This is a genomic window from Herbidospora daliensis (assembly GCF_001570585.1).
In the GTDB taxonomy this organism is placed as follows: Bacteria; Actinomycetota; Actinomycetes; order Streptosporangiales; family Streptosporangiaceae; genus Herbidospora; species Herbidospora daliensis.
Map to the genome: position 1 here is coordinate 1 of NZ_BBXF01000001.1, position 19,848 is coordinate 19,848.

The window sequence follows — 19,848 nt, forward strand, 5'->3', positions numbered from 1 at the left end:
TCTGGGCCGTGTCTCAGTCCCAGTGTGGCCGGTCGCCCTCTCAGGCCGGCTACCCGTCGTCGCCTTGGTAGGCCACTACCCCACCAACAAGCTGATAGGCCGCGAGTCCATCCCTGACCGAAAAAACTTTCCACGTCCATCCGATGCCGGAAGACGTCACATCCGGTATTAGACCCAGTTTCCCAGGCTTATCCCAGAGTCAGGGGCAGGTTACTCACGTGTTACTCACCCGTTCGCCGCTCGAGTACCCCGAAGGGCCTTTCCGCTCGACTTGCATGTGTTAAGCACGCCGCCAGCGTTCGTCCTGAGCCAGGATCAAACTCTCCAAAAGATGTCTTCAGAGAATTTTCCCGGCTGACATAATGTCAACCAAAGGAATCCGTCTAATAGACGGGGTTGTGCATCATGCACTGGCTTTTAGCACACTGTTGAGTTCTCAAGAAACGCACACGTCTGCCCACAGATACTTGCTGGGCGGTGATCCAACTTTACCGCAGTTCCCGATCAGATCTGACCGGAGCGGACCGCGCCGTTTCTGGCGCAACCCTTCAAGCTTACTTCATCATCTCGCCCGTGTCCAATCGCCGTTTCCGGCGGGATGTTCTCGGTGGGATGTCCCTGGGTTCCGGCGCTGCCGTGTTCCCGGGGCGAAGAGAACATTAGGCAACCCGGAACCTCGCGTCAAATCAGCGTCCACACGGCGTTTCCCCAGGTCAGGGCGGTGATTTAAGGCTCCTATGACCGTGGGGTGCCAGGACTGTTACCCGCGTCACATTTCAGGCGGCCCGGAGTTCCGCGGCTTTGGCCAGGTCGGCGGAGGCGTCCCCCATGGCGTCGGCCGCCTGGTACGCCTCGGCGCGGACCTCGTACACCTCCGGAGAGCAAGGCGAGAGGTCGGCGGCGAGGAAGCAGTCGGTGAGGGCGGCGACCGGGTCGCCGAGCGCCAGGTGGGCGCGGGCGCGCAGCAGGTGCACGCGGTGCGGCTCGCCCTGGGGTGGCAGCCCGCCGAGCTCGTGGAAGGCGCCGGGGCCGGTGGCGATGATCTCGTCGCACGCGGCCGCCGCGCGGGCCGGCTCGCCCAGGATGAGCAGGCATTCGGCCCGGTCGACGCGGGCGTCGCCGTCGTAGGACTCGGCGACGGTGGACATGTCGAAGTCGGCCAGCGCGTCGGCCGGTCGGCCCATGGCGAGGAAGACCCGGCCGCGCACGGCGTGGGCGCTGACGTGGGTCGCGTCGAGCAGCAGCGCGCGTTCGGCGTCGGCCCACGCGCCTTCGAGGTCGCCGAGGAGGCAGCGGGGCATCGCGCGGGCCGTGTAACCGGCCGCGGTGAGGCGGGTCGCCAGGGATTCGGTGGCGGCGGCCTCGGCCTGGGCGTACTCGCCGAGGCGGCAGAGGAGGATCGCGCGGCGGCGGTGGGCGGTGGCCAGGTCGTCCTCGGAGAGGTCGCCCGCCACGCCCCACCGTCCGCCTTCGACGAGCCCGGTCGTGTCACGGTCGAACATGCGCTCACCTATCGTCGCTGGTGGGAGGGTGCGGCAACGATAGGACGGAGCACGGAGAAGTTCTGTGTACGAATTCACACAGAACTAGGCGATCTCGACGCCTCCCAGCGTCTTCTTGCCGCGCCGCAGCACCAGGAAGCGGCCGTGCAGGAGGTCGCCGGAGGTCGGGACGTACTCCTCGTCGGTGACCTTGACGTTGTTGAGGTAGGCCCCGCCCTCCTTGATGGCGCGCCGGGCCTCCGACTTCGACTTGGCCAGGCCGCTTTCGGCCAGCAGGTCGACGTAGGTCGTACCGAGAGAGGCGGTGGCCTTGGGGACCTCGGCCAGTGCGGCGGCGAGCGTCGCGGCGTCGAGGTCCTGGATCGAGCCCTGACCGAACAGGGCCTTGGACGCGTCGATGGCGCGGGTGACCTCGTCGGCTCCGTGGACCATCGTCGTCAGCTCCTCGGCCAGGGCGCGCTGCGCCTCGCGGGCGAACGGGCGCTCGGCGACGGCCGTCTCCAGCTCCTCGATGCGCTCGCGCTCCAGGAAGGTGAAGACCTTGAGGAAGCGGATCACGTCGCGGTCGTCGCTGTTCAGCCAGAACTGGTAGAACGCGTAGGGCGAGGTCAGCTCGGGGTCGAGCCAGATGGAGCCGCCCGCGGTCTTGCCGAACTTGGTGCCGTCGGCCTTGGTGATCAGCTTGCCGGTGTAGGCGTGGGTGTGCGCGCCCTCGACCCGGCGGATCAGGTCGACGCCGGCGGTGATGTTGCCCCACTGGTCGCTGCCGCCGACCTGGAGGGTGCAGCCGTGGCGGCGGTAGAGCTCGAGGTAGTCGTTGGCCTGCAGGATCTGGTAGCTGAACTCGGTGTAGCTGAGGCCCTCACCGGCGAGGCGCGCGGAGACCGACTCGCGGGCGAGCATGCGGTTCACCGGGAAGTGCTTGCCGATGTCGCGCAGGAACCCGATCGCCGACATCTCGGAGGTCCAGTCGAGGTTGGAGACCAGTTGGGCGGCGTGCGGCCCGTCGAACGACAGGAACTTCTCGACCTGGACGCGGATGCGCGACACCCAGTCGGCGACGATGTCCTCGCTGTTCAGTGACCGTTCGGTGCTGCGCCCGCTGGGGTCGCCGATGAGGCCGGTGGCGCCGCCGACGAGACCGATCGGCTTGTTCCCCGCCCGCTGGAACCGCGTGAGGATCAGCAGGGTGGCCAGGTTGCCCATGTGCAGCGACGGGGCGGTCGGGTCGAAACCCGCATAGACGGTGACCGGACCATCGGCGAACGCCTTGCGCAGCGCGTCGGCGTCGGTGGTCTGCGCGGTCACACCGCGCCATTCGAGCTCATCGAGGATGTCGGTCACAGTTCCTGGCTTTCGGTGAATATCCGATACGGAGTGCCGAGAAAGCCTATCGGCCGGGGCGGGGCGGCGTCGCCACGAAAACCCGCGTGCAGCCCGTCGATGCAGGTCAGCGACGCGGCATGTGGGCCCGGTAGGGCGAGACCGTGGGATCGCCGTCGATCCAGAACCGCCACGGCACGTCCTTGCCGCTGGACACGCCGGTGCGCGGGCCCTCCATCACCTTTTCCGGCGAGACCCGAGAGCCCTCGTGTACGCGGATCTCTCCGGAGACGACGTCTTCGCCGTTGTGGTCGCGGCCGAACGCCATGGCCACCGCCAGCCGGGCCGGGCCGCGGGCCAGGTCACGCGCTTTCACGGCGGGCCCGCGCCGTTCGGCCGCCACGTCGGCGCCGCCGACGATCTCGCCCGCCCGCAGCAGCACCCCCGAGCCCGTTCCCGGCGGCAGGCAGGTGACGTTGGCGCAGTAGTGCATCCCGTACGTGAAATAGACGTAGAGATGCCCCGGCGGACCGAACATGACCGCGTTGCGCGGGGTCATGCCCCGGTAGGTGTGCGAGGCGGGATCCTGACCGGGCAGGCCGTAGGCCTCCACCTCGGTGAGGCGGACCGCCACCGGCCCATGGACGACGACCTTCCCGAGCAGGGAGGGCGCCACCTCATGGGCCGGCCGGTCGAAGAACGACCGGTCGAGCGTCAGGCCCCAGTCGCCCATGCGGCCTGGGCGTCGACGAGTTCGCGGAGCGCCGCGAGCTGGTCGCGGACCCGGTCGGGCGCGGTGCCGCCGTGGGCCTTGCGGGCCGCCAGCGCGCCCGGGACGCTGAGCACGTCGCGGACGTCGGGCGTGAAGTGCGGCGAGACCTTCAGCAGCTCCTCGTCGGTCAGGTCGCCGAGGTCCTTGTCGTTGACCTGGCACCAGACGACGAGGTGGCCGACCGCCTCGTGGGCGTCGCGGAAGGCGACCCCCTTGCGGACCAGCAGCTCGGCCAGGTCGGTCGCCAGGGCGAAGCCGTCGGGCGCGCTCGATTCGAGCCGCGAGGTGTTGACCCGCATCGTGGAGACCAGGCCCGCCATCGCGGGCAGCACCAGGTTGAGGGTGTCGACCGCGTCGAACACGGGCTCCTTGTCCTCCTGGAGGTCCCGGTTGTAGGTGAGCGGCAGGCCCTTGAGCGTGGTCAGCATCGTCATCAGCGCGCCGATGAGGCGGCCGGACTTGCCGCGCGCCAGCTCGGCGACGTCGGGGTTCTTCTTCTGGGGCATGATCGACGAGCCGGTCGAGTAGGCGTCGTCCATCTCGATCCAGCGGAACTCCTGCGAGGCCCACAGGACGATCTCCTCGCCCAGCCGCGACAGGTGGATGCCGATCATCGCCGCGTCGAAGAGGAACTCGGCGGCGAAGTCGCGGTCGGCAACGGCGTCCATCGAGTTGGGGGCGGCGGAGTCGAAGCCGAGCTCGGCCGCGACCGCGACCGGGTCGAGCGGCAGCGACGAGCCGGCCAGCGCACCGGAACCCAGCGGCGAGACGGCGGCGCGCTTGTCCCAGTCGCGCAGCCGGTCGATGTCGCGGGTCAGCGGGTGGACGTGGGCCAGCAGCTGGTGGCCGAACGAGACCGGCTGGGCGTGCTGGAGGTGGGTCATGCCGGGGGCGGCCGTGTCGGCGTGCTCCTCGGCCTGGCTCATCAGCGCGGTCTCCAGCTCGACCACCCGCGACACGATGGTGCGCACGTGGTCGCGCAGGTAGAGGCGCAGGTCGGTGGCGATCTGGTCGTTGCGCGACCGGCCGGCCCGCAACTTGCCGCCGAGGGTGCCGAGGCGTTCGAGCAGACCGCGTTCGAGGGCCGTGTGGACGTCTTCGTCGGCGACCGTCGGCCGGAACTCGCCTGCCTTGCAGGCGGCCTCCAGGTCGTCGATCGCGGCCAGCATCCGGCCGAGTTCGTCGTTGGTGAGCAGACCGGCCCGGTTCAGCACGCGGGCGTGGGCGCGGGACGCCATCAGGTCATAGGGCACCAAGCGCCAGTCGAAGTGAACGCTCACCGACAGGCGGGTCAGCGCGTCGGCCGGCCCCCCTTCGAAACGGCCACCCCACAGCCGCATCGGCTTCCGTTCCGAGCTCACCGCAAACGCCCACCCTTCGAATACGTTCGTGTCCAATCGGCGACCTTAGCCGATGGGGAGTGTCACTGGTCTTTGTTGCGGGCGGTCAGGCGCAAGAACGCCGCCGCCAGGGCGTCGCCGCCCAGGGGATCCCGGCTGATCACCAGGATCGTGTCGTCTCCGGCGACCGTGCCGAGGATGGAGTGCCATCCGGCGTGGTCGATCGCGGAGGCGAGGAACTGCGCCGCGCCGGGCGGCGTGCGCAGGATGACCAGGTTGGCCGACGCCTCGGCCGACACCAGGAGTTCCTCGGCGTGGCGGCGCAGCCGGACCTCCGGCTGTTCGGCGGGGGTGGCGGTCCGGTAGATCGGGACCCGCTCCCCGCCTTCGCCGGGCACCGCGTAGACGAGCGTGCCGTCGTCGGTGCGGAGTTTAAGCGCGCCCATCTCGTCGAGGTCGCGCGAGAGGGTCGCCTGGGTCACCTCGACCCCGCTCTCGGCCAGCAGGCGAGCCAGTTCGGGCTGCGACCTGACCTTGTTGCGGGTCAGCAGCTCGACGATCTTGGCATGCCTGGCGGCCTTGGTGAGCGGGATCGTCATCGGTTCACCAGCCAGTGGAGCAGGGCCTTCTGGGCGTGCAGGCGGTTCTCGGCCTCGTCCCAGACGGCGCTTCGGGGGCCGTCGAGCACGTCGGCCGTGATCTCCAGGCCACGATACGCGGGCAGGCAGTGCAGCACGATCGCCTCGGGCGCGGCCAGCGCGAGCAGGCCGGCGTCGAGCCGGTAGGGCGACAGGGCGGCGACGCGGGCGTCCTTGCCGTCCTGGCCCATGCTGATCCAGGTGTCGGTGGCCAGCACGTCGGCTCCGGCGGCGGCCGCCCGGGGGTCGGACAGCACCTCGACCGAGCCGCCGGTCTGCGCCGCTATCTGCCGCGCCTCGGCGACCACCGCGTCCAGGGGGGTGTACGCCTCCGGCGTCGCGATCCGCACGTGCATCCCGGCCGTGGCCCCGCCCAGCAGGTAGGAGTGGGCCATGTTGTTGGCGCCGTCGCCGAAGTAGGCGAGGGTGACGCCGCGCAGGCCGCCCCGGCGCTCGCGCACGGTCAGCAGGTCGGCGAGCACCTGGCACGGGTGGAACTCGTCGGTCAGCGCGTTCACGACCGGGACCCGGCTGGCCGAGGCCATCGCCTCGACGCGCTCCTGGCCGGCGGTGCGCCACACGATGGCCGAGCACTGCCGGTCGAGCACCCGGGCGGTGTCCTCGATCGGTTCGCCCCGGCCCATCTGGGAGGTGCCCAGGTCCATGATGAGCGGGTTGCCGCCGAGTTCGGCGACGCCGACCGCGAAGGAGATGCGGGTGCGGGTCGACGGCTTGTCGAACAGGACCGCGACGGTCTGGGGCCCCTCGAAGGGGCGGTAGCCGTAGCGGTCCTTCTTCATCGCCTCGGCGAGGTCGAGGACCTCGGCCTGCTCGGCGGGCGACAGGTCGTCGTCGCGCAGGAAGTGTCTAGCCATCGGCGGCCTCATCAAGGATCGGCGGGAACGCGGTCAGGAAGCTCCGCACCTGCGCCGGGGTGATCACCAGCGGCGGTGCGAGGCGGATCGCGTCGGGCTGTACGGCGTTGACCAGGAAGCCGGCGCGCTGGGCGGCGGCCTGGACCTGGGCGGCGCGGTCTTCGGTGAGCACGGCGGCGAGCCAGAGGCCGCGGCCCCGCACCCCTTTCAGCAGGGGGTGGGAGATCGCCTCGAGGCCGTCGCGCAGTTCGGCGGCGACGGTCTGGACGTGGGCGAGGTCGACGTTGCCGAGCACGGCCAGCGCGGCCGCGCAGGACACCGGGTTGCCGCCGAAGGTGGAGCCGTGGTCGCCCTTCTCGAAGATGGTGGCGGCCGGGCCGAAGCCGACGCAGGCGCCGATCGGCAGGCCGCCGCCCAGGCCCTTGGCCAGGGTGAGGATGTCGGGCAGGTAGCCGTCGGCCTGGTGGGCGAACCAGTGGCCGGTCCGGCCGATGGCCGACTGGATCTCGTCGGCGACCAGCAGCGCGCCGGCGGCCGCGGTGATCTCGCGGGCGCGGGCCATGTATCCGTCGGGGGGCGGGACCACTCCGGCCTCGCCCTGGGTGGGCTCCAGGAAGACGGCCGCGCAGTCGCCGTCGACGGCGGCGGCCAGGGCGTCGGCGTCGCCGTACGGGACGAAGCGGACGTCGAGCGGGAAGGGCCCGAACTGGTCGCGGATCGACGGCTTGCCGGTCAGCGAGAGCGCGCCGAGGGTGCGGCCGTGGAAACCCATCTCGGCGGCCACGAAGTAGCTGCGGCCGGTCTGCCTGCCGTATTTGATGGCGAGCTTCAGCGCGGCCTCGTTGGCCTCGGTGCCCGAGTTGGCCAGGAAGACCTTCCCGGGGGCGCCCAGCAGTGACAGCAGCTTCTCGGCGAGTTCGACCTCGCGTTCGTGCAGGAGCAGGTTGGAGGTGTGGGCCAGGGTCGCGACCTGCGTCGACACGGCCTCGACGAGCGCGGGGTGGGCGTGGCCGAGCGAGCTGACCGCGATGCCGCCGAACATGTCGAGGTATTCGGCGCCGTCGACGCCCCAGACCACCGAGCCCTCGCCGCGCGCCAGGGCGACCGGCGGCACGCCGTAGTTCGGCATGAACGCCGCCTCGAAGCGGTCGAACAGGCTGGTCATGGAGTGGCTCCTTCGTCGGGCAGGACCATGGTGCCGATGCCCTCGTCGGTGAAGATCTCGCTCAGCAGGACGTGGGGCTGCCGGCCGTCGACCACGTGGGCCTGCGGCACCCCCCCTTGCACGGCGTGCAGGCAGGCCTCCATCTTCGGGACCATGCCGCTCGACAGCGTGGGCAGCATCGCCGCCAGGTCGGCCGCGGTGATGCGGCGGATGACCTTGTCGCTGGCGGGCCAGTCGGCGTACAGGCCCTCGACGTCGGTGAGGACCACGAGCTTGGCCGCGCCGAGAGCGGTCGCGAGCGCGGCGGCCGCGGTGTCGGCGTTGACGTTGTAGATCTGGCCGTCGTGGCCGCGGGCGATCGACGAGACGACCGGCACCCGCCCGTCGGCCAGCAGGGCGCGCACCGCGCCCGGGTTGACCTCGACGATCTCGCCGACCTGGCCGATGTCGACCGGGACGCCGTCGACGACCGCGTGCTTGCGGGCGGCGGTGAACAGGTGGGCGTCCTCGCCCGACAGGCCGACCGCGAACGGGCCGTGCCGGTTGACCAGCCCGACGACGTCGCGGTTGACCTGGCCGACCAGCACCATCCGGACCACCTTCATGGCCTCGGGCGTGGTGACGCGGAGCCCGGCGGTGAAGTGGGAGGCGATGCCGTGCAGGTCGAGGGCGGCGTTGATCTGCGGGCCGCCGCCGTGCACGATCACCGGTCGCAGCCCGGCGTAGCGCAGGAACACCACGTCGTCGGCGAACTTCTCCCGCAGGTGCTCCTCGGTCATCGCGTTGCCGCCGTACTTGATCACGACGACCGCGCCCTGGAAGCGGGCCAGCCACGGCAGCGCCTCGATCAGCGCCTCGGACTTCTCCAGCGGGGTCACGAGCTGTACGCCGAGTTCTCGTGCACGTACTCGGCCGTCAGGTCGGTCGTGTGGATGGTGGCCGAGTGGGGCCCGGCCGACAGGTCGGCGGTGACGTGGATGTCGCGCGGGCGCAGGTCGACCTTGGAGCGGTCGTCGCCGGCCGCGCCGCCCCGGCAGATCCAGATGCCGTTGATCGCGACGTTGAGCCGGTCGGGCTCGAACTCGGCCTGGGTGGTGCCGATGGCCGACAGGACGCGGCCCCAGTTGGGGTCTTCGCCGTGCATGGCGCACTTGAACAGGTTGCTGCGGGAGATCGCCCGGCCGACCTCGACCGCGTCGGCGACGGAGGCGGCCCCGACGACCTCGATCGCGATGGCCTTGGAGGCGCCCTCGGCGTCGACGAGGAGCTGGCGGGCCAGGTCGGCGCAGACCTCGGTGAGGCGTTTGGTGAACTCGGCCAGGTCGGGCTTGACGCCGGAGGCGCCGCTGGCCAGCAGCAGCACGGTGTCGTTGGTCGACATGCAGCCGTCGGCGTCGAGGCGGTCGAAGGTGACCTCGGTGGCGGCGCGCAGCGCGGTGTCGCACTCCTCGGAGGTCAGGTCGGCGTCGGTGGTCAGCACCGAGAGCATCGTGGCGAGGGCGGGGGCGAGCATTCCGGCGCCCTTGGCCATGCCGCCGACCATGTAGCCCTCGCCCCGGCGGAAGGAGATCTTGCTGACCGTGTCGGTGGTGCGGATCGCGTCGGCCGCGGCCACGCCGCCGTCGCGTGACAGCTGCTTGGCGGCGTCGGCGACGCCGTTCAGGAGTTCGTCCATGGGCAGGCGCTCGCCGATGAGGCCGGTCGAGCAGACCACGATCTCGCCCGCCGAGTCGCCGATGACCTCGGCGACCTTCTCGGCGGTGGCGTGGGTGTCCTGGAACCCGGCGGGGCCGGTGCAGGCGTTGGCGCCGCCGGAGTTGAGCACCACGGCCTTGACCCGGCCGCCGCTGACGACCTGCTGCGACCAGATCACCGGGGCGGCCTTCACGCGGTTGCGGGTGAAGACGGCGGCCGCCGCGCGCGAGGGGCCGTCGTTGACGACGAGGGCGAGGTCACGGTGCTCGCCGGGCTTGATCCCGGCGTTGATCCCGGTGGCCCGGAAGCCCAGGGGGGCGGTCACGCTCATGGCGAGGTCTCCTCATCTCCAGAACCGGACATCACGGGCTCACCCCGGCGACGGGGAGGCCGAGCTCTTCGGGCAGGCCGAGCGCGAGGTTGGCGCTCTGGATCGCGCCGCCCGCGGTGCCCTTCGTGAGGTTGTCGATCGCCGCCAGCGCCACGATCTTCCCGGCCCTCCGGTCGAGGGTGACCTGGAGGGCGGCGGTGTTGGCGCCCAGGGTCATCGCGGTGGAGGGCCAGACGCCCTCGGGCAGCAGCGTCAGGAACGGCTCGTCCTTCACCGCTTCCTCGTACGCCGCGCGCAGCGACTCGGGCGTGGTGCCGGGCGCGGCCGGGACGACGGAGGTCGCCAGGATGCCGCGCGGCATGGGCGCGAGGGTGGGCGTGAAGGAGACGGTCACCGGCTGCCCCGAGACGGCCGAGAGGTTCTGCTCGATCTCCGGGGTGTGCCGGTGGACGCCGCCGACGCCGTAGGCGCTGACCGCGCCCATGACCTCGCTGCCGAGCAGGTGGGACTTGGGCGACTTGCCGGCGCCGGAGGTGCCGCTGGCGGCGACCACGACGACGTCGGAGCCGGCGAGCCCGGCCGCGAAGGCGGGGAACAGGGCCAGCGTGGCGGTCGTCGGGTAGCAGCCGGGCACGGCGACCCGCTTGGTCTTGGCCAGCAGGTCGCGCTGCCCCGGCAGCTCGGGCAGGCCGTAGGGCCAGGTGCCCGCGTGGGCGCCGCCGTAGAATTCGGTCCAGGCCGCCGGGTCGGTGAGCCGGAAGTCGGCGCCGCAGTCGACGATCAGGGTGTCGTCGCCGAGCTGGGCCGCCAACGCGGCCGACTCGCCGTGGGGCAGGGCCAGGAAGACGACGTCGTGACCGGCCAGGGTCTCGCGGGTGGTCTGCTCGATGACGCGGTGGGCCAGCGGCATGAGGTGGGGCTGGTGGGCCCCCAGCCGGGTGCCCGCGCTCGACGCCGCGGTGACCGCGCCGATCTCGATCTCCGGATGCCCGAGCAGCAGCCGGAGCAGCTCGCCCCCGGCGTATCCGCTGGCACCGGCGATGGCCGCCTTCATCCCGCCCCCCGATGGTTTTGCATGTTCATGCAGTGGTTCACATTTTCTTGCTTCCTGAAGATTATGCATCGGCCGACATGATCATGCAAGCCGGGGTTCATTGTGCGAGATGACACCGAAGGGGTCCCAACGTTGTGAGGTGGTCGCTTGGATCCGTACCTACCGGTCGGTATCGTGACGTCTCGTGACGATCTCGCATGACCAGGCGCAGGCGGCGCTCACCGCCCCGGGGCAGCTGTTCGAGATGGCGGAGACGCCCGGCGGCGTGCGGATCTGGAAACACGCGCCGGCCACGTTCCGGGCCATGCTGGAGACCACGGCCTTCCACGGCGACAAGGTTTTCGTCGTGTACGAGGACGAGCGCCTCACCTACGCCGAGTTCTTCCGCGCCACCGCGACGCTCGCCCACGCCCTGCGCGACTCGGGGATCGAGAAGGGCGACCGGGTGGCGATCGCGATGCGCAACTACCCCGAGTGGATCGTCGCCTTCGCCGCCACGCTGGCCATCGGGGCCGTCGCGGTGCCGCTCAACGCGTGGTGGACCGCCGCCGAACTGGAGTACGCCCTCGCCGACTCCGGCGCCCGGCTCGCGATCACCGACGGCGAGCGCGCCGGGCGGATGGCCGGGGTCCCGCTGATCGTCACGCGGCGGGGCTCCTTCGAGGGCGGCCGCGACTGGGCCGACGTCCTGGCCGGCGAGAAGACCACCCTGCCCCCGGTCGAGCTCTCCCCCGACGACCCGGCGACCATCTTCTACACCTCCGGCACCACGGGCCGGTCGAAGGGCGCCCTCGGCAGCCACCGCAACCTCGGGCAGGCGCCGATGACGGTGGCGTACGCGATGATGCGCGGCGTCGCCATGGCCGGCAAGGACCCGGCCGAGAGCGCCGGCCAGCGCCGCAACACCCTGCTCACCGTGCCGCTGTTCCACGCGACCGGCTGCTTCGCGGTGCTGATGACCACGATGTTCACCGGCGGCGGGCTGGTGCTCATGTACAAGTGGGACCCCGGACGCGCCCTGGAACTCATCGAGCGCGAGCGCGCGACGGTGATGAGCGGGGTGCCGACCAACGCCTGGCAGCTCCTGTCGCACCCCGACCTGAACAAGCACGACATCTCGTCGCTGACGGCGATCTCCTACGGCGGCGCGCCCGCTCCCCCGAAGCTGCTGGAGCGCATCACCGCGCTGCTGCCCGACCGCACCCCGTCCAACGGCTACGGCCTGACCGAGACCACCGCCCTGGCGATCTACAACAGCGGCCGCGAGTACGCCGCCCACCCCGACAGCATCGGCCGCCCGCTGGCGGTCATGGACGTGCGGATCTGCGACCCCGGCGGCCGGGAACTGCCCCGGGGCGAGGTCGGCGAGTTGTGCATGCGCGGCCCCGTGGTGATCATGGGCTACTGGAACCGGCCCGACGCGACCGCCGAGACGATCGTCGACGGCTGGCTGCACACCGGCGACCTGGCGCGCGTCGACGAGGAGGGCTTCGTCTACATCGTCGACCGGGCCAAGGACATGGTCATCAGAGGCGGCGAGAACGTCTACTGCGCCGAGGTCGAGGCCGCCCTGTTCGAGCACCCGGCGATCGACGACGCGGCCGTGATCGGCATCCCCGACGAGGTGCTCGGCGAGCAGGTCGGCGCGGTGGTGCGCGTCACCAGCCCGGTGACGGCCGGGGACCTCCAGGCGTTCCTGCGCACCCGGCTGGCCGAGTTCAAGATCCCGGTACGGTTCTGGTTCCACGAGGAGGAACTGCCGCGCAACCCCGGCGGGAAGATCCTCAAGACGGTGCTGCGGCGGCAGGTCCTGACCGACTGAAAATCGAGTTGCGGATCACCCGCCGAATCGGCCAACCTGGCCGTTCGTGGTCAAAAGTTCTCTCGCTCTGCTGCGCCGTTTGAAGATGGACGTCAGCCCGCTCCGCGCGTCCCGCGACTTCCGGCTGCTGCTGGGGTCGGCCGCGATCACCATGTTCGGGTCGTTCATCACCCTGGTCGCGGTGCCCTACCAGATGAAGGAGCTCACCGGTTCCTACGTCGCGGTGGGCCTGGTGAGCGTGGCCGAGTTCGTCCCGATGGTGGTCTGCGGCCTGTGGGGCGGCGCCATCGCCGACTCGATGGACCGCCGCAAGATCATCATCACCACGGAGATCGGCCTGTGCCTGGCCGCCCTCATGCTGATGGTCAACGCCCTCCTCCCGAACCCCCAGATCTGGGTCCTGTACGTCGTGGGCGCCCTCACCGCCGGTCTCTACAGCGTGCGGGGCCCGAGCGAGCAGGCCGTGATCAACCAGGTGCTCAGGCTCGACCAGATGGGCGCCGCGTTCGCCATCCAGGGCCTGGTCAGAAGCGCCGGCGGGGTGGCCGGACCGGCGCTGGGCGGCCTGATCGTCGTCTCGTTCGGCGTCGCGCCCTCCTACGGCATCAACGTGCTGACGTTCCTGATCTCGCTGGTGCTGCTGTTCCGGGTGGCCCCGATGGCCCGCCGCGCGGCCGTCACCCAGCCGGCCTCGCTGGCCTCGCTGGTCGAGGGGGTCCGGTACGCCGTCCGCCGCCCCGACCTGATGGGCACCTACGTGGTCGACATCGCGGCCATGTTCTTCGCGATGTCGAACGCGCTCTACCCGTTCATGGCCGAGCAGTTCGGCGGCGAACACGAGCAGATCGCGCTCGGCCTGCTCTACGCGTCGGCGGGCATCGGCTCGGTCCTGGCCTCGGTGACCTCGGGGTGGACGGCCCACGTCCACCGGCACGGCCTGGCGGTCATCGTCGCGGCCCTGCTGTGGGGGGCGGCCGTCGCGGTGGCGTCGGTGATGCCGAACATCTGGCTGATGATCGTCTTCCTGACCCTGGCGGGCGGCGCCGACATGATCAGCGGCATCTTCCGCGGCACGATCTGGAACCAGACCATCCCCGACGAGTACCGGGGCCGCCTGGCCGGCATCGAGCTGCTGTCGTACTCGACCGGCCCGATGCTGGGCAACGCCCGCGCCAGCGCCATGGCCGAACTCGGCGGCACCCGCTTCTCGCTGGGCGCGGGCGGGCTCTTGTGCATGGGCGGCGTGCTGGCGATGGCGGCGATCCTGCCGAAGTTCCGCCGCTACGACGCCCGCACCGACGAACACGCCGAGGCGCAACGGGTCGCGCGGGCGACCGCGTGAGTTCTTCGCCAGGATGGACGGATGCCGGACTTCCTGAGCGAGCCGACCGTCGACGGCCTGGCCCGCGCCGTCCATGACCACTACGTGCGCGCCCGCCGCGCCGCCGGAGACGACGCGGCCGTCAACACGTCGCTGGTGACCTGGGACCGGCTGCCCCGGCTGCTGCGCCACGACAGCCGCGCCCACGCGCGCGACGTCCCGCGCAAACTCGCCGCCGTCGGCTGCCGCCTGAGCGGGCCGGGCGAGCGGCCCTCGGCCGTCCTGACGGGCGTCGAGGTCGAGCGGCTGGCCCGGATGGAGCACGTGCGCTGGATGTTGCCGAGGGTGGCGGCCGGGTGGCGGCCCGGCCCGGTCCACGACCCCCGGGCGCGGCGGCACCCCGACCTCGTGCCGTGGGCCGACCTCACCGAGGACGCCCGCGACAAGGACCGCTCGACGCTGCGCGCCCTCCCGGCGGTGCTGGCGACGGCGGGCCTGCGCATCGTGCGCGGCTGACCCTCACCGGGCCGACAGGCCGGCGGCCACTTCCGCCCGGAGCCCGTCGGCCAGCGGGTCGCCCGGCCAGCGGCGCAGCTCCTGCCCGAAGAGGCGCAACTCCGCGAGGGTGGACGCCGAGCCGCTGCGCCGAGCCATGGCCAGGCTGGCCCGCACGGCCGCCTCCGCCTCCTCCAGCTCGCCCAGGTCGAGATGGGCGCGGGCCAATCGTGCCCCCAGCAGACCGCGAGCGCGGTGGCCGTCGGGCGGCGAGCCGTCGATCGCGGCCCCGAGCCGGACCACCGCGTCGGCGGTGCGGCCCAGGTCGAACATGGTCCAGCCGCCCGCGGCGGCGGCCTCGTCGGCGAGCGTCGACGGCCCCACCGGGAACGGGCCGGGATCGCCGCCCGCCCGCGCCAGCAGGACGGCCCCCGCGTCGAGCGCGGCCTCCGCCGCACGCGCCGGGCCGATCAGCGCCAGCGCCTTCGCCTCGGTCAGCGCGGCCAGACCGCGCACGCGCAAGGCGATGCCCCGGTGCGCGCGGATCCCGGCGGCCAGTTCGGCCGACCGGCGCGGGTCGGTCAGCAGCAGTTCGGCCCGCCGCACCAGCGCGTACGCCTGGAGGTCGCGGGCGGCGCCCCGGCGGGCCAGCGCGGCGGTCGCCTTGATCAGGGTGACGGCCTCGGCCAGGTCGCCCGCCTCCTGGGCCATCCAGCTGGCGTACTCGGTGAGGTGGGCCGCCACGCGGTCGTCGTCGAGGTCGGCGACCATGCCGCGCACCATGTTCAGCACCATCCGGGCCGGATGGCGGCGGCCGAGCTCCCGCAACCGGAGCAGCGCGTCGCCGTAGGCGGCCTCGTCCACCCCCCGCCGGGCGACGACCCTGCGCTCGCGGTCGTCCAGGGCCGCGGCCTTCAGCGCGCCGCCCGCGTTCAGCAAGGCGTCGAGGTGGCGGGCGACCTCGGGACTGGGCCGCCGCTCCCCCGATTCCAGGCGGCTCAAATAGGACTTGGAGCAGCTCGACTCCCTCGCCAGGACGTTCAGCGATTTCCCCGCGCCGTTGCGGTAGCCGCGCAGTTTCTCGCCGAAGGTCATCGCGCCCCCTTGGAGGGTTGCCATTCTCCGGCAGTCAACCTGGCAACCCGGCCGCTTTCCTGACTGGCCCGGCAAACTCGGTTCAAGCCTGACAGAAAACGCCGAGGAGAGACCAGATGAATTTCCCGCCCGAGGTCGCCGTGGGCCGCGAAGGGGAGATCTTCACCGGGGACGCCCCCTTCGACCAGCCGATCTCCCGAGTCCAGGGGGATTTCCGGACGGCCGACGACGCCGGATACGCGGCCTCCCACATGCCGCGCAACACCGTCTTCGTCGAACGGGACCGGGCCAGGGGATGGATGTATTCATTTCAGACCGGCCGGGGGCGGGCGTACACGCTGTTCGCCTATTTCGACGGCCGCGATTATCAGGTGAACGTCATCGCACCGGAACTCACCGGAATTCACATCCTCCCCGGCGGCCGCATTCGCCTCGGCGATTCCGGCCCGGCGTCCCTGGAAGAGGCGTACGCGAAATCGGTGCTCTGGGCGGCCGGAATGGACGCGGCGCTGGCCGGCCGTTCCGCGCCTTTTGAAGCGCCTTTCTGAAGGATCAGGACAGGCGTTCGCGGACCTCGTCCATCGACGCCGCGAAGCCCTCCTCGAACGCTTGCTCGTACCCCTCGTCGCCCAGCACCACCCGGGCCCGTTCGGCCGTCGCGACCCGGGGGGCGGCGAGTTCGTCCGAGCCCATGGCCGTCAGGCCGAAGGTCAGCCACAACCGTTCCGCCGCGCCGTGCATCCAGGCCGCCGCGCGGGCGTCGCCCTTGGCCATCGAGACCGTCGCCAGGTGGTCGGCGCCCATCGCGATGCCGAGGACGTCGTTCAGGCGCCACTTCACCGCCAGTGACGCGCGGCCGGCCGCGTCGGCGTCGTGGACCTCCTCGCGGGCGAGCATGAGCTGGGAGCGGAACAGGTCGCCGAAGGCGCGCATCCAGATCTCGCCCCGCTGGCGCGACTTGGTGTGCATGTCCTGGAGGAGGGTCCAGGCGCGGTTGAGGTCGCCCAGGAAGATGTAGGCCATGGCCTGGCCGCCGTCCATCACCAGGTCGTCGATCGTGTCGGCGGCGCCCGCGGCGGCGAGGTGGGTGCGGGCCTCGTGCATGAGCTCCTCGACCTTCTGCGGGGCGCCGCTGAACAGGCGCACTCCGCCGAGGCGGACCAGCGCGTGGCCCATCGCCTCCACGTCGCCGATGCGGCGGGCCTCGGCGAGGGACTGCTGGGAGCTGCGTTCGGCCAGGCCCATGTCGCCCTGGAACAGGGTGATCCAGCCCAGCACCCACAACGCCCGCGCGTAGGAGGAGCCCTCGCGGGGGCCGACGGCCAGGGCGCGTTCGACGAAGTAGCGGCCCTCGCGCATCTGGCCGAGCGCGCCCCAGATGATCCAGCACGACGAGACGAGGTCGAGGCAGGCGGTGCCGCCGTGGCTGATGCCGTAGTCGAGCGCGAGCCGGATCTCGGCCAGGTCGGCTTCCGCCCAGTCGGCCCATTCGAGCTGGTCGGGGCCGTACCACTCGCGGTCGAGGCGGGCGGCCATCATGCGGTAGTGGGCCAGGTGGGCCGAGCGCATCATGCGCTCCTCGCCGAGTTCGCGCAGCCACTCGCGGCCGTATTCGCGGATGCCGTCGAGCAGCCGGTGGCGGTCGCCCTTGCGGACCACGATCGACTTGCGCACCAGCTCGGCCAGCACCCGCCCCACGTCGGGCAGCCGGTCGTCGGCGCAGACGGCCTGGGCGGTCGCCGCGTCGAACGCGCCGGCGAACACCGACAGGCGGGCCCAGAGCAGCCGTTCCTGCGGGGTGCACAGTTCGTGGCTCCACCCGACGGCGGTGCGGAAGCTGCGGTGGCGGGCCGGGCCGCCCCGGTATCCGGCGGTGAGCAGGTCGAAGGGGTCGGTGAGCCGGTCGGCCAGCTCCTCGGCCGACAGGGCGTGCAGGTGCCCGGCGGCCAGTTCGATGCCCAGCGGGATGCCGTCGAGGCGGCGGCACAACCGCCCGACGGCCATGAGCGCGCCGTCGCCCGCCTGCCAGCCGGGCACCCGGTCGGTGGCCCGCTCGACGAACAGCCGGACCGCGTCGTAGCCGAGCAGGTCGTCGGACTCGGGTTCGGGCCGCGCGAAGGGGGCGACCTCCAGGATCTTCTCTGACGGTACGTCCAGGGGAACCCTGCTGGTCGCCAGCACCTGCAGGCCCGGCGCCACGTCGAGCAGGCCGTCGACGAGGGCGGCGCAGGCGCCGACGAGGTGCTCGCAGGTGTCCAGAACGAGGAGCAGCCGCTTGCCGGCCAGGTATTCGGCGAGCACCTGCTCGTAGGGCCGGGTCGACTGCTCGCGCAGGCCCAGCGACCGGGCCACGACGCTGGCCAGCAGGTTGGCGTCCTGTTCGGGAGACAGCTCGGCGAACCAGGCCCCGTCGGGGTAGCCCTCGGCGCAGTCGGCGGCGGCGCGCAGCGCGATGCGGGTCTTGCCGACCCCGGGCGGCCCGGTGACCGTCACCAGGCGCGATTCGGTCATCAGGCCGGCCAGCCGGTCGAGTTCGTCCTTGCGCCCGATGAAGCTGCTGGTCTCAGCAGGCAGGTTGGCGGTCAACAGGCCTCCCATCCCGTCGGTTCGTCTGCGGTCAAGGCCAGGTCGACGGCGTCGTCGAGCCCGAGGGCGGGCGCGGCGGCGGCCGCCGGGGCGCGGTCTCTGATCTCGGCCAGGACGGGTGACCGGAGCCCGTCCATGCCGGCCCACGCCCGGTCGGCCGAGGCCAGCAGCGCGCCGTCGCGGGTGAGCACGCCGACCAGTTCGACCCCGGCCGCCGACGCGGGGGCGTCGCCGAACTGGCGGGCCAGCGTCAGGGCCTCGCGGGCCGATCTCAGCGCGGTCTGGACGTCGCCCCGCAGGAGCGCGGCCTGGGCGAGCAGGTGGTCGAGGTGGGAGCGGGTCCAGATCTCGCCGGTCGTCAGGCACAACTCGCGGCCCTCGCGGAGCACCCGGACCGCGCCGGGCAGGTCGCCCATGCGCAGCAGGGTGGTGGCGATGACCGTGTAGCTCGGCAGGAAGCCGGGGAACAGGTCGGCGTCTCGGCGGTGGCCCTCGCGGGCGTCTCTGATCAGCCGCAGCGCCTCGGGGTAGGCGCCGCGCTGGGCGGCCACCCACGCCGAGACCTGGGTCAGGCGGGGCGGGCCCTGGTTCGTACAGGCGAACAGGGCCTCTTCCGCGGCGTCGGCGTCGCCGAGCGCGGCGTGCAGCCAGGCGGCGGTCCAGAGCGCCTTGTCCTGTTCCGGGCCGGGTGATCCGCCCGCCCGGCGGACGCGGGCCAGCTGGTCGGCGCCCTCGCGCTGAAGCCCGCAGCAGGCCCACAGGAACCACAGGGTCCCGGCGAGGTCCTGCGCGTCGTCGGCGCCGCCGGGGTCGGTCAGGCGGGAGTCGAGGGCGGCGATCAGGTTGCCGCGTTCCAGCCGCATGCGCCGGTACCAGCGCAGCTGACCGCCCTGCCATTCGGCTTCGGCCCGCCGGGCGAGGGCGCGAAAGTGGCGGAAGTGGAGGTGTTCGGTGGCCGCGCGCTCACCTGCCCGGCCGAGCCACTCGGCGCCGAACGCGCGGACGGTCGCGGGCAGGTGGAACCGCACACCCTCGGTGCTCTCCGACCGCACCAGGATCGATTTGTCGACCAGCGCGGCCACGGCGGGGGTCACGTCGTCGTCGCCGCAGACGGCCTGGGCGGCCTCCAGGTCGAAGCCGCCGTCGAACACCGAGGCGCGGGCCCAGACCAGCCGCTCCTCGGGGGTGCAGCGCTCGTGGCTCCAGCCGATCGCGGTCCGCATGGCGGCGTGGCGCAGCGGGCCGTCGTGGCCGGGGTCCCAGAGCAGGTCGAGCAGCGCGCCCCCGGTCTCGCCCCGCCGCACCGCCGCCGCCAGCAGCACCAGCGTCAGCGGCAGCCCGTCGACTTGTTCGAGGAGTTCGCCGGGCGCGGTCACGCCCAGCCGGTCGAGCAGCTCGGCGCGGTGGCCCGGAGCCAGTTCGCGCAGCGCGATCACCCGCTCCCCCGGCAGCGCCAGCGACTCCCGGCACGTCGCCAGCACCGACAGGTCGGGATGCCGCTGCAGCATCACCCCGATGTACGGCACCAGCAGCTCCAGCGCCCGGTCGCAGCCGTCGACCACGACGAACCCGTCGGCCGCCGCGCCGATCTCGGCCAGCGCGGCCGGACCCGCGTCGGCGTCGACCCACCGCGCGCCCCGGCGGGCCGCGACGACCTTCGCGAGCGCGGTCTTTCCGGCACCGGGAGGCCCGGTCAGGGTGACCAGGCGGGTGTGCCGGAAGGCCTTCTCGATCCCGTTGACGTCGGCGTCTCTGCCGACGAGCCCGTCTCCGGACACGACAATCACCTGCCTCCCCTTGGCCGGGCAATCGTAGGCCGGTGACCTTCCGCCTA

17 protein-coding genes and 1 rRNA gene are annotated in these 19,848 nt (G+C 72.0%); 4 read left to right on the plus strand and 14 right to left on the minus strand.

Annotated elements, in window-relative coordinates; translation table 11 throughout:
• From AW274_RS00005 to argC, 11 genes are all read right to left on the minus strand, one after another.
• Positions 1–331: ribosomal RNA gene (locus tag AW274_RS00005) — 16S ribosomal RNA — on the minus strand; the annotation flags it as partial.
• 445 nt (positions 332–776) lie between these two features.
• The gene (locus AW274_RS00010) at positions 777–1,502 is read right to left on the minus strand and encodes a tetratricopeptide repeat protein (protein ID WP_062428195.1); all 726 of its coding nucleotides are present in this window, start codon (positions 1,500–1,502) and stop codon (positions 777–779) included.
• 84 nt (positions 1,503–1,586) lie between these two features.
• Positions 1,587–2,846, minus strand: a complete 1,260-nt coding sequence (gene tyrS / locus AW274_RS00015; protein WP_062428196.1) for a tyrosine--tRNA ligase — start codon at positions 2,844–2,846, stop codon at positions 1,587–1,589.
• A gap of 106 nt (positions 2,847–2,952) precedes the next feature.
• Positions 2,953–3,558, minus strand: a complete 606-nt coding sequence (locus tag AW274_RS00020) for a DNA-3-methyladenine glycosylase (RefSeq protein ID WP_062428197.1) — start codon at positions 3,556–3,558, stop codon at positions 2,953–2,955.
• Positions 3,540–4,937 carry an argininosuccinate lyase gene (argH, locus tag AW274_RS00025; RefSeq protein WP_062339895.1) on the minus strand — a complete coding sequence of 466 codons (1,398 nt, stop codon included), beginning with the start codon at positions 4,935–4,937 and terminating at the stop codon, positions 3,540–3,542. Before argH ends, AW274_RS00020 begins: the two co-directional genes overlap by 19 nt.
• An 83-nt stretch (positions 4,938–5,020) precedes the next feature.
• Positions 5,021–5,536, minus strand: a complete 516-nt coding sequence (locus AW274_RS00030) for an arginine repressor (protein ID WP_083973744.1) — start codon at positions 5,534–5,536, stop codon at positions 5,021–5,023.
• Positions 5,533–6,450, minus strand: coding sequence for an ornithine carbamoyltransferase (gene argF / locus AW274_RS00035; RefSeq protein WP_062428198.1), 918 nt, complete (start codon positions 6,448–6,450; stop codon positions 5,533–5,535). The genes AW274_RS00030 and argF overlap by 4 nt, the downstream gene beginning before the upstream one ends.
• The gene (locus tag AW274_RS00040; RefSeq protein WP_062428199.1) at positions 6,443–7,615 is read right to left on the minus strand and encodes an acetylornithine transaminase; all 1,173 of its coding nucleotides are present in this window, start codon (positions 7,613–7,615) and stop codon (positions 6,443–6,445) included. The genes argF and AW274_RS00040 overlap by 8 nt, the downstream gene beginning before the upstream one ends.
• On the minus strand, positions 7,612–8,493 hold the full coding sequence (argB, locus tag AW274_RS00045) for an acetylglutamate kinase (RefSeq protein ID WP_062428200.1): 882 nt from the start codon (positions 8,491–8,493) through the stop codon (positions 7,612–7,614). Before argB ends, AW274_RS00040 begins: the two co-directional genes overlap by 4 nt.
• A complete protein-coding gene (gene argJ, locus AW274_RS00050; RefSeq protein WP_062428201.1) occupies positions 8,490–9,641 on the minus strand; it encodes a bifunctional glutamate N-acetyltransferase/amino-acid acetyltransferase ArgJ in 1,152 nt (383 codons plus the stop codon). The genes argB and argJ overlap by 4 nt, the downstream gene beginning before the upstream one ends.
• 31 nt (positions 9,642–9,672) lie before the next feature.
• The gene (gene argC, locus AW274_RS00055) at positions 9,673–10,695 is read right to left on the minus strand and encodes an N-acetyl-gamma-glutamyl-phosphate reductase (protein ID WP_062428202.1); all 1,023 of its coding nucleotides are present in this window, start codon (positions 10,693–10,695) and stop codon (positions 9,673–9,675) included.
• 184 nt (positions 10,696–10,879) lie between these two features.
• On the opposite strand from argC, the gene AW274_RS00060 reads away from it, so the two are divergent.
• The 3 genes from AW274_RS00060 to AW274_RS00070 all read left to right on the plus strand — a co-directional run bounded on the left by AW274_RS00060 (position 10,880) and on the right by AW274_RS00070 (position 14,354).
• A complete protein-coding gene (locus tag AW274_RS00060; protein ID WP_062428203.1) occupies positions 10,880–12,517 on the plus strand; it encodes a class I adenylate-forming enzyme family protein in 1,638 nt (545 codons plus the stop codon).
• An 85-nt stretch (positions 12,518–12,602) separates the two neighbouring features.
• Positions 12,603–13,859, plus strand: coding sequence for an MFS transporter (locus AW274_RS00065; RefSeq protein ID WP_062428204.1), 1,257 nt, complete (start codon positions 12,603–12,605; stop codon positions 13,857–13,859).
• Between the two features lie 21 nt (positions 13,860–13,880).
• On the plus strand, positions 13,881–14,354 hold the full coding sequence (locus tag AW274_RS00070) for a RyR domain-containing protein (protein ID WP_062428205.1): 474 nt from the start codon (positions 13,881–13,883) through the stop codon (positions 14,352–14,354).
• A gap of 3 nt (positions 14,355–14,357) precedes the next feature.
• Here the strand turns inward: AW274_RS00070 and AW274_RS42510 are convergent, their stop codons facing one another.
• Positions 14,358–15,428, minus strand: coding sequence for a helix-turn-helix domain-containing protein (locus tag AW274_RS42510; RefSeq protein WP_062428206.1), 1,071 nt, complete (start codon positions 15,426–15,428; stop codon positions 14,358–14,360).
• Positions 15,429–15,568: 140 nt separating this feature from the next.
• On the opposite strand from AW274_RS42510, the gene AW274_RS00080 reads away from it, so the two are divergent.
• Positions 15,569–15,976 (plus strand): hypothetical protein, encoded by a 408-nt coding sequence (locus AW274_RS00080; RefSeq protein ID WP_157519685.1) that lies wholly within the window; start codon positions 15,569–15,571, stop codon positions 15,974–15,976.
• Positions 15,977–15,980: 4 nt separating this feature from the next.
• On the opposite strand, the gene AW274_RS00085 is transcribed toward AW274_RS00080, so the two are convergent.
• Positions 15,981–18,014, minus strand: coding sequence for an ATP-binding protein (locus tag AW274_RS00085; RefSeq protein ID WP_063813083.1), 2,034 nt, complete (start codon positions 18,012–18,014; stop codon positions 15,981–15,983).
• Positions 18,011–19,801 carry an ATP-binding protein gene (locus tag AW274_RS00090; protein ID WP_157519686.1) on the minus strand — a complete coding sequence of 597 codons (1,791 nt, stop codon included), beginning with the start codon at positions 19,799–19,801 and terminating at the stop codon, positions 18,011–18,013. The genes AW274_RS00085 and AW274_RS00090 overlap by 4 nt, the downstream gene beginning before the upstream one ends.
• Positions 19,802–19,848: the final 47 nt, after the last annotated feature.